The 14,724-nt window shown below is 72.6% G+C and carries 11 protein-coding genes; 3 read left to right on the forward strand and 8 right to left on the reverse strand.

All coding sequences use genetic code 11. The features are described from left to right. The first annotated feature begins 52 nt into the window (after window positions 1-52). Complete coding sequence (locus ACTMS2_RS10605; RefSeq protein WP_089001412.1) at window positions 53-370, forward strand: TraR/DksA family transcriptional regulator; 318 nt, start codon at window positions 53-55, stop codon at window positions 368-370. A gap of 48 nt (window positions 371-418) precedes the next feature. Here the strand turns inward: ACTMS2_RS10605 and ACTMS2_RS10610 are convergent, their stop codons facing one another. The 3 genes from ACTMS2_RS10610 to nrdR all read right to left on the reverse strand — a co-directional run bounded on the left by ACTMS2_RS10610 (window position 419) and on the right by nrdR (window position 5,747). Next, window positions 419-1,354, reverse strand: coding sequence for a DUF2332 domain-containing protein (locus ACTMS2_RS10610; RefSeq protein ID WP_441175254.1), 936 nt, complete (start codon window positions 1,352-1,354; stop codon window positions 419-421). Window positions 1,355-2,295: 941 nt separating this feature from the next. Beyond that, a complete protein-coding gene (locus ACTMS2_RS10615) occupies window positions 2,296-5,175 on the reverse strand; it encodes a vitamin B12-dependent ribonucleotide reductase (protein ID WP_441175255.1) in 2,880 nt (959 codons plus the stop codon). A 71-nt stretch (window positions 5,176-5,246) separates the two neighbouring features. After that, window positions 5,247-5,747, reverse strand: a complete 501-nt coding sequence (gene nrdR / locus ACTMS2_RS10620; RefSeq protein WP_441175256.1) for a transcriptional regulator NrdR — start codon at window positions 5,745-5,747, stop codon at window positions 5,247-5,249. 575 nt (window positions 5,748-6,322) lie between these two features. Here nrdR and lexA point away from each other — a divergent pair. Continuing rightward, the gene (gene lexA, locus ACTMS2_RS10625; RefSeq protein ID WP_101414696.1) at window positions 6,323-7,105 is read left to right on the forward strand and encodes a transcriptional repressor LexA; all 783 of its coding nucleotides are present in this window, start codon (window positions 6,323-6,325) and stop codon (window positions 7,103-7,105) included. Window positions 7,106-7,214: 109 nt separating this feature from the next. On the opposite strand, the gene ACTMS2_RS10630 is transcribed toward lexA, so the two are convergent. Together ACTMS2_RS10630 and hflX are read right to left on the reverse strand one after the other, a co-directional pair. Beyond that, a complete protein-coding gene (locus ACTMS2_RS10630) occupies window positions 7,215-8,924 on the reverse strand; it encodes a hypothetical protein (protein ID WP_441175257.1) in 1,710 nt (569 codons plus the stop codon). A 51-nt stretch (window positions 8,925-8,975) separates the two neighbouring features. Continuing rightward, window positions 8,976-10,427 carry a GTPase HflX gene (gene hflX / locus ACTMS2_RS10635; protein WP_101414694.1) on the reverse strand — a complete coding sequence of 484 codons (1,452 nt, stop codon included), beginning with the start codon at window positions 10,425-10,427 and terminating at the stop codon, window positions 8,976-8,978. A gap of 175 nt (window positions 10,428-10,602) precedes the next feature. Here hflX and ACTMS2_RS10640 point away from each other — a divergent pair, with 175 nt between their 5' ends. Beyond that, window positions 10,603-12,069, forward strand: coding sequence for an NAD-dependent malic enzyme (locus ACTMS2_RS10640; RefSeq protein WP_441175258.1), 1,467 nt, complete (start codon window positions 10,603-10,605; stop codon window positions 12,067-12,069). Between the two features lie 42 nt (window positions 12,070-12,111). On the opposite strand, the gene dapF is transcribed toward ACTMS2_RS10640, so the two are convergent. From dapF to ACTMS2_RS10655, 3 genes are read right to left on the reverse strand one after another with little or no spacing between them, the layout of a single operon-like run. After that, window positions 12,112-12,960: a diaminopimelate epimerase gene (dapF, locus tag ACTMS2_RS10645; protein WP_441175259.1), complete on the reverse strand. Its 849-nt coding sequence runs from the start codon at window positions 12,958-12,960 to the stop codon at window positions 12,112-12,114. Between the two features lie 7 nt (window positions 12,961-12,967). Continuing rightward, on the reverse strand, window positions 12,968-13,894 hold the full coding sequence (gene miaA / locus ACTMS2_RS10650) for a tRNA (adenosine(37)-N6)-dimethylallyltransferase MiaA (RefSeq protein WP_441175260.1): 927 nt from the start codon (window positions 13,892-13,894) through the stop codon (window positions 12,968-12,970). Beyond that, window positions 13,891-14,610 carry a hypothetical protein gene (locus ACTMS2_RS10655; protein ID WP_441175261.1) on the reverse strand — a complete coding sequence of 240 codons (720 nt, stop codon included), beginning with the start codon at window positions 14,608-14,610 and terminating at the stop codon, window positions 13,891-13,893. Before ACTMS2_RS10655 ends, miaA begins: the two co-directional genes overlap by 4 nt. Window positions 14,611-14,724: the final 114 nt, after the last annotated feature.

Raw genomic sequence — 14,724 nt, forward strand, 5'->3', positions numbered from 1 at the left:
GGCGAAGCTATCCAGCTTCGGCCCTTTTTCTTTTTCCCGAAGGAGCTACGCCATGACCACGCCCACCCAGTCCAGCGAGCAGAAGTGGCTCGACGACCTGCGTACGACACTGACCAACGACTTCGAGGCGCAGACCGTCCGGCTGACGCAGCTCACCGCCGACACCGGCGACCCGGGCGAGGCGCACACCCAGAGCGCGCTGATCGCCGCCACCCGGCAGAGCATCGAGCAGATCAGCGGGGCGCTTCGTCGCCTCGCCGAGGGCCGCTACGGCATCTGCGAGCGGTGTTCCGCCGCGATCCCCCGGGAGCGCCTGGAGGTGCTGCCGCACGCCCGCTTCTGCGTGCCCTGCCAGCAGAAGCAGCACTGACGTACGCGGGGCTGCCGTGCCGGAAGACGGCACGGCAGCCCGGCCGGGTCAGCCGAACCAGGTCATCGCCTGCCCGTGCGAGCGCGTCCAGGCGAGTGGCCGGCCGTCCAACGCGAGCACGTTGTACAGCGCCCCGTCCGGCGGTTCCGGCAACGCGCCGTGGGGCAGCACGTCCGGAGACTCGTTGGAGATCCAGTGGCCGGGCAGGCGGCGTACCGCGTCCGTGAACGCCGCCCGGCGCGGTGCCGGCACCTGGTAGAGCACGGAGGTGTGGAACACCACCAGCGTCGCGCCCGCCGGCGCCCGCGCGGCCAGCGCGGGCAGGTCGTCCACCAGGTCGCCGCGCACGAGCAGCGGCGGCTCGGCCACGGCGACGGCCGCTGCGGCCCGCAGCCGGGCGCGGCGATGTGTGTGCTCCGGCCAGACAAGAGCGTCGAGCCACGCGACGTCCGCCGGATCGCTCACCCGCAGCGGATTCAGGTCCAGGCCGGCCCGCCACACCACCTCCGGCAGCCGGTCCGGCGGGGCCATACCGGTGGCGGCGCATCCGAAGGCCGGGTCGCCCGCGCCGAGCACGTGGTCGCCGTAGCGGTAGGCGTACCGGTCGGGGTAGAGGCAGAGCCCGGCGGACGCGCCGACCTCCAGCAACGCCAGCGGCTGCGGCAACGCGGCGAGCACGGGCAGCAGTACGGCACACCGCCCGGGCTCGTTCGTCTGGGTCGCGCGGGTGCGCAGTTCCGCCTCGATCGCCGGCCAGTTGGCCAGCGCGAAGTCGCGGAAGGCCGCCGGGCCGTCGACGGGTCCGCCGAGCAGTCGTACGACGCCGAACAGCAGGTTCGGCTGCCGCTTTCCTGGCGGGAGCGCGGCGAGCCGGGCCAGGAGTTCGTCGTCGCGGGAGACGGCGAGGGACAGTCGCTCGTACGTCGGGGAAACGCCGCGCGCCTCACGGGTGCCGAACTCGACGTAGCTCTCGGCGATCGTCATGTTCCGATGATCGCAGCCGACGCCTCACGGTGTTCGCCTCCCGTGACGCGGCTTTCGGCCCGCCGAGATCTCCTCCAGGTGCTGGAGCAGCCGCCGCAGGTCCACAGGGCAGGACGGGGCCGTGGGTGGTCATGACGCCTCCTCCCCAGGCCAGTGACCTCGGCCTATCGGGGCGCGATGCCGGGCCCGACAGGGCAACTCCGAACCGCATCGACAGAGGCGACGCCACTGTTGCCAGGACCAGACCGGGCGGTGCCGACGGGCCAGAGTGAGCGCCACCGCCAGCAGATAGCCGTCGTACGACACGCGCTTCGGCATGTGACCTCCCGGCGATCCGTCGTCCCGCTGTCACCAGCGGGCTCCGCTACACCACACACCACCTCCTTTGGGGTTGTCAATCTGTAAGTGACAATCGCCAAGAGAATGTCGCACTTACCTTCAGGCCGTGAAGCGACCGCGCTTGTACGGGCCTGGCGAGTTGGCCGCCCTGTTCGGCGTGTCGCGTCAGCGGGTTCTACAAATCACCCGTAGGCCTGGATTCCCGGAACCCATCGCCCGCTTGATCGGGACGACCGTCTGGGACGCGGACGAGGTGGACGAGTGGGCCCGGCACAATCGCCCGCCCCGCCCGACCGACGGCGACGAGGACCGCTGACGAGACGCCGCGCGCGGACACGGCGACGTCCAGGCACATCGCGAAGGTAGCTGGCGCCGACGTCGCGACAACCGCGATCCTGGGTTCCGGCCGTGATGCTGCGAACGAGTCCTCCGCCGTCGTTGCCGATGTCCTGCTTGGTGCCGACCGCATCTGTCACGTCCCCGTCGAGGCGCAGTGAATCCAGATCGGCGCGCTAACCCCTCGGACCCAGGAAGACAGGCGTCCAGCAACGACCATGGTGGGCCGGCAGATACCTGCCGGCCCACCATGGTCTACTCGTACGTCAGCTGCAACCGCTGGTGGAGCCGCAGCCCTCGCAGACGTAGCAGCTACCGGCCGGGCGCATCTTCGTACCGCAGGTGAAGCAGAGCGGCGCGTCGGCGGCCTTGCCGATCACGGCCTCCAGCAGTTCGGTGCTGGAGCCCACGGGCGGCGCCGGCTTGGCGGCGGCGACGTCGGCGGTCTCCTGTGCCGGCTGGGCGATCGGGCCGGTCTTCGGCTCGGCCGGCGCTTCGACCGGGGCGGAGGCGGCCATCGCGGTGAGGTCCGCACCGCTCGCCTCCGCCTCCGCCTCGGCCCGGAGCTGGGCGGCCCGCTCGCTGGCGGTGAAGATGCCCAGTTCCGCGCGGCGCTCGTACGGCAGGAAGTCCAGCGCCAGGCGACGGAAGATGTAGTCCATCACCGAGGCGGCCATCCGCACGTCCGGGTCGTCGGTCATGCCGGCCGGCTCGAAGCGCATGTTGGTGAACTTGCTGACGTACGTCTCCAGCGGGACGCCGTACTGGAGACCGATGGAGATGGCCACCGAGAAGGCGTCCATCACGCCGGCCAGGGTCGAGCCCTGCTTCGACATCTTGAGGAAGACCTCGCCCAGGCCGTCGTCCGGGTAGGACGAGGCGGTGAGGTAGCCCTCGGCGCCGCCGACGGAGAAGCTGACCGTCTGGGACGGGCGCTTCTTCGGCAGCCGCTTGCGCACCGGGCGGTACTCGACGACCTTCTCGACGACCTTCTCCACCTCGGCCGGGGCCTCCGTGGTCGCGACGGTCTTGTTGGGCTTGGCGACCGACAGCGGCTGGCCGACCTTGCAGTTGTCGCGGTAGATCGCCAGCGCCTTGAGGCCGAGCTTCCAGCCCTCGAAGTAGATCTTCTCGACGTCCTCGACGGTCGCCTGCTCCGGCATGTTGACCGTCTTGGAGATGGCGCCGGAGATGAACGGCTGGACGGCCGCCATCATCCGTACGTGGCCCATGGGCGCGATCGAGCGCTCGCCCATCGCGCAGTCGAAGACCGGATAGTGCTCCGGCTTCAGGCCGGGGGCGTCGACCACGTGGCCGTGGTCGGCGATGTGCTCCACGATCGCCTCGACCTGCTCCTCGGGGTAGCCGAGGCTGCGCAGGGCGCGCGGCACGGTCTGGTTGACGATCTGCATCGAGCCGCCGCCGACCAGCTTCTTGAACTTGACCAGCGCCAGGTCCGGCTCGACGCCGGTGGTGTCGCAGTCCATCATCAGGCCGATGGTGCCGGTCGGCGCGAGCACGCTGGCCTGCGAGTTGCGCCAGCCGAACTTGTCACCGATCTTGTTGCCCTGGGTCCACTGCTTCGTGGCCTCGCGGACGATCGCGGTGGCCACGGTGCCCGACGGCTTGATCTCGTCGTTGGCGGCGGCGTGCTTGCGCATGACCCGCTTGTGCGGCTCGGCGTTGCGGGCGTAGCCGTCGTACGCGCCGACGACGCCGGCCAGCTCGGCGGAGCGGCGGTACGCGGTGCCGGTCATCAGCGAGGTGATCGCCGCGGCCACCGAGCGGCCCTGCTCCGAGTCGTACGGCAGGCCGGAGGCCATCAGCAGGGCGCCCAGGTTGGCGTAGCCGATGCCGAGCTGCCGGTAGGCGCGGGTGGTCTCGCCGATCTTCTCGGTCGGGAAGTCGGCGAAGCAGATCGAGATGTCCATCGCGGTGATGACGAACTCGACGGAGCGGACGAACTTCTCCACCTCGAAGCCGCCGTCGGCGCGGAGGAACTTCATCAGGTTGAGCGAGGCCAGGTTGCACGAGGAGTTGTCCAGGTGCAGGTACTCCGAGCACGGGTTCGACGCGGTGATCCGCCCGGTCTCCGGGCAGGTGTGCCAGTCGTTGATCGTGTCGTCGTACTGCAGGCCGGGGTCGGCGCACTCCCAGGCGGCGTGGGAGATGGTGCGGAACAGGTTCTTGGCGTCGATGGTCTCGATCACCGCGCCGTCGAGCCGGCCGCGCAGGTCGAAGCCCCCGCCGTTCTCCACGGCGGTCATGAACTCGTCGGAGACCCGCACGGAGTTGTTGGCGTTCTGGTACTGCACGCTGACGATGTCGGCGCCGCCGAGGTCCATGTCGAACCCGGCGTCGCGCAGCGCGCGGATCTTGTCCTCCTCGCGCGCCTTGGTGACCACGAACTCCTGGATGTCCGGGTGGTCCACGTCGAGGATGACCATCTTCGCCGCGCGCCGGGTGGCGCCGCCGGACTTGATGGTGCCGGCGGAGGCGTCGGCGCCGCGCATGAAGCTGACCGGGCCGGAGGCGTTGCCGCCGGAGGAGAGCAGCTCGCGGGAGGAGCGGATCCGGGACAGGTTGACGCCGGAGCCGGAGCCGCCCTTGAAGATCAGCCCCTCCTCCTTGTACCAGTCGAGGATGGAGTCCATCGAGTCGTCGACGGCCAGGATGAAGCAGGCGCTGACCTGCTGCGGCGAGGGCGTGCCGACGTTGAACCAGACCGGTGAGTTGAAGCTGAACACCTGGTGCAGCAGCATCCAGGTCAGCTCGTGGGCGAAGACCTCGGCGTCGGCCGGGCCGGCGAAGTAGCCGTACTCCTCACCGGCGGTGCGGTAGGTGGTGACCACCCGGTCGATGAGCTGCCGCAGCGACCACTCCCGTTCGGGGGTGCCGACGGCGCCCCGGAAGTACTTGGTGGTCACGATGTTCGCCGCGTTGACGCTCCACGACTCCGGGAACTCGACGCCACGCTGCTCGAAGTTGACCGAGCCGTCCCGCCAGTTCGTCATGACGATGTCGCGACGCTCCCAGGCGACCTCGTCGTAGGGGTGCACCCCCTCGGTGGTCCAGACCCGCTCGATCTTGAGTCCCGCGCCGGCCTTGTTCCGTGCCCTGCTGGTTGTCACACCGTCCCCCGACATCTCATCCGCCCCCTCGTCCGCACGGCCACCCGCCGCCCGATCCGACTTGTCGTCATCTGCAAAGAAAAAAATCAACTGGTACGGCCGGCGACCTCGGCCGCCTCGGCCCCGGCGCCCTCCCGGGCGCGCGCGGCGGCCCGCAGCGTCTCGATCTCCCGCTCGAAGTCGGCGAGCGAGTCGAACGACCGGTAGACGCTGGCGAACCGCATGTAGGCCACCTCGTCCAGGTCCCGCAGCGGGCCCAGGATGGCCAGCCCCACCTCGTGGCTCGGGATCTCGGCGGCCCCCTTGGCCCGGACGGTCTCCTCGACCTTCTGCGCGAGCAGCGCGATCGAGTCGTCGTCCACGGGCCGACCCTGGCACGCCTTGCGCACCCCGCCGACGATCTTCGTGCGGCTGAACGGTTCGGTGACCCCGCTGCGCTTGACGACCGCGAGGACCGCCTCCTCCACCGTGGTGAACCGCTTGCCGCACTCCGGGCAGGACCGCCGCCGGCGGATCAACTGGCCGTCGTCGGCCTCCCGCGAGTCGACGACCCGGGAGTCTGCGTGCCGGCAGTACGGACACCGCATCGCACCCGACCTCCTTCGTCGATCGCGGGCCCGCCGACCGCTTCCCGGACACGCGTGAGCGCGGCGGAGCCATCTGTCGATGGTCTTCGCCGTGTCGACGGTGCCGGAGTGCGGTCGGTAGTCGAACCCAACCTGTAGGCGACTTACGCCCGTGTGACTACTACATCTAGGGGTCGACCGTAGGCCGCTGCGGATCGGAGGTCAAGTTGGCCGGCGTGTCCGGCGCGTCACCCGAACTCCGGGGCCGACCAGCGCGCCGCCCGCCGCAGGACCAACCGTGCGACGGCCCCGGGAGTTACCGGTCCGACCGTCGCGAACCGGCCGACGATCGGACGAAAGTCGAACACCCGTTCGATCCGACGTACCATTTATCAGAACACGAGTACGAGCGGACCCGTTTTTCATCCCGACACGCCGAGCAAGGTCGTACAGATGTTTGAAAATGACCGAACTCACCTATACGGTCTTGAAGAACCGGGCGCGGAATCCCTCCGTCCACCGGTCAGCTCGCACACCGCAGCACCGCACGCACCACGAGCCGCCAAGGCACCCAGCGCCGACCAGGGAGGACGGACGTGACCGAGGATCGGGCCAGCCGGCCGAAGAGCCCGCAGCAGATCACCGAGGCGGGCCCGCCAGCCACCCGACGCCGGGGCGCCGCGCGCAGCCGGACCGGGCAGCCGGCCGTGCGCCCGGTCACCCCGGTGGTCAGCGCCTTCCCCGACCCCGCGACGGTGGATCTCACCGCCCGGCAGCGCCGGATCCTGGAGTTCATCCGCACCTGGGTCGAGCGGCACGGCTACCCGCCGAGCGTGCGCGAGATCGGCGAGGCCGTCGGCCTGGTCTCCCCGTCCAGCGTCGCCTACCAGCTCAAGGAGCTGGAGAAGAAGGGCTTCCTGCGCCGCGACCCCAACCGGCCGCGTGCCGTGGACGTCCGGGCGCCCGCCGACGTCGACGACGAGCTGGCCCGCTCGCAGCGCCCCGCCCCGGCCTACGTGCCGATGCTGGGCCGGATCGCGGCCGGTGGCCCGATCCTGGCCGAGCAGGCCGTCGAGGACATCTTCCCCCTCCCCCGCGAGCTGGTGGGCGAGGGCGAGGTCTTCATGCTCCAGGTCAAGGGCGACTCGATGCTCGACGCGGCCATCTGCGACGGCGACTGGGTCGTGGTCCGGCAGCAGCCGACGGCCGAGGCCGGTGACATCGTCGCCGCCATGCTCGACGGCGAGGCGACCGTGAAGACCTACCGCCGCCGCGACGGGCACGTCTGGCTCATGCCGCAGAACCCGGCCTTCGACCCGATCCCCGGTGACGACGCCACCATCATGGGCCGGGTCGTCGCGGTGCTGCGCCGCATCTGATCCGCCACCACCACACCGGGTGGCCGCCGCCGGCGGTCACCCGTCGGTCCCTCACCGCCGACGGTCCGTCACGGCCGTCGGTCCGTCACGGCCGTCGGTCCGGCGGAGTTCAGTAGCGGTCGCCCCGGTAGCCCCGGCCGCCTCCGGGCACGTGCCCGTAGCCGCGACCGTCCTCGGGGCCGTCGTCGCGCCGGCGGACCGGCCGCTGGCCACGGGGATCCGGCTCGCCGCCCCGACGCGGCGGCTCCGCCCGGCCACCACCGTAGACGCCACCGCCCGGCTGGCCCCCGCCACCGTAGACACCGCCACCGGGGCGACCGCCACCCTGCCGGCCACCGCCACCCTGCCGGTCACCCGCGCCGCCACCCTGGCGGCGACCACCGGGTGGCGGCCCGCCCAGGCCGGGCGGCGGCCCGTCGACGGGCGGACGGCCGCCGCCGTAGACACCGCCGCCGGCAGCCGGACGGGCTCCGCCGTAGACGCCACCACCAGCCGGACGGGCACCGCCGTGCACCCCGCCGCCGGCCGGCGGACGGCCGCCGCGCCCACCGGCAGGGCCGCCGTAGACCGGCCCCGCCGGCGCACCGCCGTAGACGCCGCGCCCCCGGTCGCCCGGCGCGACGAAGTCGTCGTCCGCCGGAGCACGCCGGTCGTCGCCGAGGGCGTCGTCGCGCTCCGGACCGTCGTCGCGGCGGACGGGCGTCGGCCTGCGCCGGGCCCGGAGGATGCCGAAGACACCGGCCGCCACCATGAGCGCGCCGATCACCCCCACTGCCGCGATCAGGTACGTGATGTCGCTCAGGCTCAGGCCGTCGACCCACGACTGGCCGGCCTTCTTCGGCGTCTCGCCCCCGCCGGCCACCGGCTTCGCGCCCTCCGTGGAGGGGGTGTAGCCGAGGATGTCGATCGGGGCGTCCTCGTCGAGCTGGCCGCCGTCGGAGACGGTGAGGAAGGTCTTGCCGTCGGGGCTGTAGGTGATCGCCTCACCGAACGGGTCGGCGAGCGCCGTCACCCGGGGCTTGCCGCCGGTGAGGGCGGCCAGGACGTTGCCGTCGGTGACGTCGTACTCGAAGGCGTCGGCGTAGGTGCGCACCACGACCCGGGCGCCGTCCGGTGAGCGGGCCGCACCCGTGATCGCCACGCGGCCGGGAGCGCCGAGGCGGTTGTCCGTGTCGGTCTCCGGCAGGCTGATCTCGCCGACCTTCTTCATCGGCACGGGCGGCGTGTCCCCGCTCTTCATCTTCTCGGCGGGGGAGAAGATCTGGGCCTTGCCGGACATCACCTTGGTGATGATCAACGGGGTGCCGTCGTCGCCGATCAGCAGCGCCTCGGCGTCGTGCGGCTTGCCCTCCGGGTAGGAGAGGCGGTGCAGCACCGGCCGCTTCGACCCGTCGACCGGCATGCTCCACAGCGCCACCCGCTCACGACGCTCACGGCTGGTGACGTTGTCGCCGGTGTCGGCGATCCAGAGCGTGGTGCCGTCCGGGGAGAGCGCCAGGTCCTCGGTGTCGAACGGACCCTGCCCCGAGTAGCGGACCGGCTCCTTCGAGATGCCGCACTTGGTGTCGAGGAAGAAGACCCGCTTGCGGCTCTCCACCTCGGTGCCGTCGTTGATCACGATGTAGCCGCTCTTGGTGGCCACCAGGCCCGACAGCTCCCGCAGCCGCTCGTCGGTGACCGTGCACCGCTTCTTGCCCGGGGCGGCCGCGAGCGAGGACGCGGCCGAGGCCGGTGCCGCAGTCAGGGCGACTCCGGTACACGCCACGGTCGCCCCCAGCAAGCCGAGGACGACCGTGACCGAAGAAACAGCGCGGCGCATTGAATCAGTGTCGCACGCCGGGAGTTTCCGACGCGTGACGCCGGGAGGCCGTCACCGCGCGCCCGCGACCGCCGGGTCCTCCTCCGCCCGGAACGGCGCCAGCTCGGCGGCGAGCGCCTCGCCGACCCGTACGTGCACCAGGGTGCCCTCCGGCAGGTGGGAGGTGCTCAGCACCTCGCCCTGGCGGTGCACCCGGGCCACCAGGTCGCCCCGGTCGTACGGCAGCACCGCGCGGACCTCCACCGCGGGGCGGGGCAGCCGCGCCTCGACGGCCTCGCGCAGCCCGTCAATGCCGCGACCCGTGTGCGCGGAGACGAAGACCGCCTCCGGCCAGAGCCGCTTGAGCCGCAGCAGCGTCTCCTCGTCGGCCGCGTCGGTCTTGTTGACCACCAGCAGCTCGGGCAGCCGGTCGGCGCCCACCTCGGCGAGCACCTCGTGGACCGCCCGGACCTGCTCCTCCGGGTCCGGGTGGGTGCCGTCGACGACGTGCACCACCAGGTCGGCCTCGGCGACCTCCTCCAGGGTCGAGCGGAACGCCTCGACGATCTGGTGCGGCAGGTGCCGGACGAACCCGACCGTGTCGGAGAGGGTGTAGAGCCGCCCGTCGGCCGTGGTGGCCTTGCGGGTGGTCGGGTCGAGGGTGGCGAAAAGCGCGTTCTCCACCAGCACGCCCGCCCCGGTCAGCCGGTTGAGCAGGCTCGACTTGCCGGCGTTGGTGTAGCCGGCGATGGCCACGGCCGGCACGGCGTTGCGGGAACGCCGGGCGCGCTTGGTCTGGCGTACCGTCTTCATGCCCTTGATCTCCCGGCGCAGCCGGGCGATGCGGTGGCGGATCCGGCGCCGGTCGGTCTCCAGCTTCGTCTCACCGGGGCCGCGCAGACCCACGCCGCCGCCGGCGCCACCGCCGCGACCGCTACCACCGGTCTGCCGCGAGAGGGTCTCACCCCAACCGCGCAGGCGCGGCAGCAGGTATTCGAGCTGGGCGAGCTCGACCTGCGCCTTGCCCTCCTTGCTCTTGGCGTGCTGGGCGAAGATGTCGAGGATCAGCGCGGTGCGGTCGACCACCTTGACCTTGGTGCGCTGCTCTAGGTTGCGCAGCTGCGACGGCGACAGCTCACCGTCGCAGATCACCGTGTCGGCGCCGGTGGAGAGCACGACCGAGCCGAGGTCGTCGACCTTGCCCCGGCCGACGTAGGTGGCGGGGTCCGGGCGGTTGCGCCGCTGGATCAGCCCTTCGAGCACCTGCGAGCCGGCGGTCTCCGCCAGCGCGGCCAGCTCGGTGAGGGAGTTCTCGGCGTCGCTCTGCGTGCCCTCGGTCCAGACGCCGACGAGGACGACGCGCTCCAGGCGCAGCTGGCGGTATTCGACCTCGGTGATGTCCGCGAGTTCGGTGGAGAGGCCGGGGACCCGCCGCAGCGCCTGCCGCTCCGACAGCTCGAACTCACCGGTGGTGGCGTCGAGCTCGTCGTCCTCGTAGGGAAGTAGGGTCTCCTGGTTGTGCAAGCCGGTCTCCTGTCCGTTCTGTCACGTACCGAGCAATCCTGACATGTGCCAACGCGGAACGCACCCGCTATATGCCCGCTCGAACGGGCCACAAAAGTGGGGGCGGCTGCCGAAGGGGCCGGCCGGGGCGAGTAGAAATGCGGGGCGAGCCGTTCAGCGTCGACGGAGGGACCCCGTGGCCATCACCCGACTTCCCAGTGCCGGATTCTCGATCACGATTCGGATCGCCGTGCCGGCGGACGCGTCCTCGATCGGCCGGCTGACCACCTCCGTGGGTGAGGCCGGGGCGATCGTCACCGCCCTCGACGTGGTGGACTCCGACCCGACCCACGTGCTCGTCGACCTGACCTGCGACACCGCCGACGCCAGCCACGCCGACCAGGTGGTCGACGCGTTGACCGCGCTGGACGGCGTGGACGTGCGCAAGGTGTCCGACCGGACCTTCCTGCTGCACCTCGGCGGCAAGATCGAGGTCAGCTCGAAGGTGGCGCTGCGCAACCGTGACGAGCTGTCCCGGGCGTACACCCCGGGGGTGGCGCGGGTCTGCCAGGCCATCGCCGAGAACCCCGCCGACGCCCGCCGGCTGACCATAAAGCGCAACACCGTCGCCGTGGTCAGCGACGGCTCCGCCGTGCTGGGCCTGGGCAACCTCGGGCCGGCGGCGTCGCTGCCGGTGATGGAGGGCAAGGCGGCGCTGTTCAAGCGCTTCGGTGGGGTGGACGCCTGGCCGGTGGTGCTCGACACCCAGGACACCGACGAGATCGTGCAGATCGTCAAGGCCATCGCCCCGGCGTACGGCGGGATCAACCTCGAGGACATCGCGGCGCCGCGCTGCTTCGAGATCGAGGCGCGGCTGCGCGAGGCGCTGGACATCCCGGTCTTCCACGACGACCAGCACGGCACCGCGATCTGCGTGCTGGCCGCGCTGACCAACGCGCTGCGCGTCGTGGGCAAGCAGCTCGCGGACGTCCGGGTCGTGGTCTCGGGCGCGGGCGCGGCCGGCACCGCGATCATGAAGCTGCTGCTGCGCCAGGGCGTCGGCGACATCATCGCGTACGACCGCCAGGGCGCCCTGCACCGCGGCCAGAGCGGGCTCAACCCGGCGTGGCAGTGGCTGGCCGAGAACACCAACCGGGAGAACTACTCCGGCGACCTGGCCGGGGCGGTACGCGGCGCGGACGTCTTCATCGGGGTCAGCGCGCCGAACCTGCTCACCGGCGACGACATCGCCACGATGGCCAAGGACTCGATCGTCTTCGCGCTGGCCAACCCGGACCCGGAGGTCGACCCGCGGGAGGCGCGCAAGTACGCCGCCGTGGTCGCCACCGGCCGCTCCGACCAGCCGAACCAGATCAACAACGTGCTCGCCTTCCCGGGCGTCTTCCGCGGCATGCTGGACGCGCACGCCGAGGAGTTCACCGAGGAGATGGCGATCGCGGCGGCCCGGGCCATCGCGGACGTGGTCGGCGAGGACAAGATCAACCCGACGGTGATCGTGCCCAGCGTCTTCGACTCCCGGGTCTCCCCGGCGGTCGCCGCCGCGGTGCGCGCCGCCGCCCAGAACCCGACCCCGGCCCCCGCCGCCGACCCGGGCCCCGCCGACCTCCCCGAGATCGCCGCCGAAGCCAGCGCCACCCCCTGACGAACGACCGGGTCAGGCCCGGGCGGGTCAGGGCCGGACGGGTCAGGGGGTCGTCAGGGCGGTGGGGTCCAGGGTGCCGGTGGCTACCAGGGTGGCCGGGCCGGCCAGCCAGCAGCTCTCCTCCGTCACCGTGACCGAGAGGCGTCCGCCCGGGACGTCCACCGCCAGTACACCGGTGTCCCGCCCGGCGTCGCGCAGGGCCACCGCGGCCACCGCGCAGGCGCCCGTACCGCAGGAGAGGGTCTCGGCGGAGCCGCGCTCGTACACGCGCATGAGCACGTGGCCGTCGGTGTCGTCGACGGGCTCGCCGGGCGCCGTGAACTCCACGTTCACCCCGGCGGGGAAGACCGTCGCGTCGACCTCGGGGGCCCGGGTGAGGTCGAGCGCGCTCAGCTCCAGCCCGGCCGGCAGCGCGCAGACCAGGTGCGGGTTGCCCACGTCCACCGCCGTACCGGGCAGCGTCAGCCCGCCGAGGGTGGCCGTCGCCGTGTCGTACAGCCGGGGGCGGCGCATCTCGACGGCGATGGCGTCGGCCGTGACCAGCGCGCGCACGACGCCGGCCCGGGTCGCCACGGGCAGCGCCCCCTCCGCCGGCTCGGCCAGCCCGGAGGCGACCAGGTAGCGGACGAAGACCCGGGCGCCGTTGCCGCACATCTCCGCGAACGACCCGTCGGCGTTCCAGTAGTCCATGAACCACTCGGCCTCGCCCGCTGTCGCGGCGCCCTCCGGGTGCGCGGCCGCCCGGACCACCCGCAGCACGCCGTCGCCGCCCAGCCCGCGCCGGCGGTCGCAGAGGGCCGCGACCAGCCCGGGTGTCAGGTCGAGCCGGTTCTCCGGATCGGGGAGGATGACGAAGTCGTTGCCGGTGCCGTGGCCCTTGGTGAACTGCACGCCCCCATCATCCCGCACCGGCGGGCAGCAGGCGCAGGGCGGCGGGGACCAGGTCCGGCGCGGCCGAGTCCAGCCAGTGGATCCGCGGGTCGCGCCGGAACCAGGAGCGCTGCCGCCGCACGAAGCGCCGGGTGGCCCGCACGGTCTCGTCGTGCGCCCCGGCCTCCGTCAGCTCCCCGGCCAGGAGACGCAGCACCTGCTGGTAGCCGAGCGCGCGGCTGGCCGTACGCCCCTCGGGCAGGCCCCGCCCGACGAGGTCCCGGGTCTCGGCGACCAGCCCGTCGGCCCACATCCGGTCCACCCGCAGGGCGATCCGCTCGTCCAGCAGCGCGGTGTCCAGGTCCACCCCGAGCTGCACGGACGGGTAGTACGGGGTGGGTTCGGGCAGCGCGGCCGTGAACGGCGCCCCGGTCAGCTCGATGACCTCCAGGGCCCGCACGATCCGCCGGCCGTTGCCGGGCAGGATCCCCGTCGCGGCGGCCGGGTCGGCCTCGCGCAGCCGGGCGTACAGGGGCGCGGGGCCGACCTCGGCGAGTTCCCGTTCCAGCCGCTCGCGCACCGCCGGGTCGGTGCCGGGGAACTCGAAGCGCTCCAGCACCGCCCGCACGTAGAGCCCGGAGCCGCCGACCAGCAGCGGCACCCGGCCCCGGGCCAGGACGTCGTCGACGGCGGCGCGGGCCAGCCGCTGGTACTCCGCGACGCTCGCCGGCTCGGTGACGTCCCAGATGTCCAGCAGGTGGTGCGGCACCCCCTCGCGCTCGGCCGGGGTGAGTTTGGCGGTGCCGATGTCCATGCCCCGGTAGAGCTGCATCGAGTCGGCGTTGACGACCTCGCCGTCGAGGGCGTGCGCGAGCGCGATGCTCAGCGCCGACTTGCCGGCCGCCGTCGGCCCGACCACGGCGACGACCGTCCCGGCGGGCGGGCGGGCGGTCACGCCGGCGCCCAGGAGGAGACGAGGTAGGCGACGCCGTAGGGCGCCGAGTAGTGGCGCAGCTCGCCGCGCCAGTCGCCGCCGGTCGCGCGGACCGCGCCGGCCAGCACCTGCCAGGGCGCGCGCCCGGCGACCTTCAGCTGCCCCGACAGGACCGGGTCCAGGTCGAGCAGGGCCTCGGCGTCCGCGTCGGCCAGGGCGCGGGCGACCGCGTCGTCGTACGCCTCGGCGCGCGGATCGTCGTAGCCGGGCGACTTCGGGCCCCGGCAGGCCGACCCGTCCCCCGTCACCAGCAGCGCGGTGCGCGGCTCCGTCGCCGCGCCGAGCGCCGCACCCAGCTCGGCGCACTGCGCCGGGGAGGCGTCGGCCGCGACGGACCGGGCCAGCCGGGGCAGCTCGGTGCGGGAGCGCCCGAGCAGCCACGCGCCGATGGTCAGGCTCAGCGGCAGCCGCTCGCCGCCGGCGCAGTTCACCTTCCACAGCCGCACCTGCCGGTCGAGGCCGTACGACCGCAGCGAGCCGTGGTCGGCCGCGTTGAAGCGGATGGTCTCCGGCCCGCCGCCGACGAGGACGACCACCTCGGGGTCGGCGGCGAGCAGCCCGGCGACCGCGGCGTCGCAGGCGGCACGGAGCTCGTCCAGCTCGGGCGCGGCGGCGCCCGCCAACTCGGGGACGATCAGCGGCGGATGGGGGCAGACGGCGGCGGCGACCAGGGGCACCAGGCAACGGTATCGGCACGACGGCGCCCACCACCCCGCACCCGCCCCGGGAACGCCCGGCACGTCGCAAAGGCCGCACGGCGGATTGCGACACTCCCCCCAGGGAGCCCGTCC

Origin of the sequence: Micromonospora sp. SD12, assembly GCF_052068495.1 — a bacterium.
GTDB classification, from domain to species: Bacteria; Actinomycetota; Actinomycetes; order Mycobacteriales; family Micromonosporaceae; genus Micromonospora; species Micromonospora echinofusca.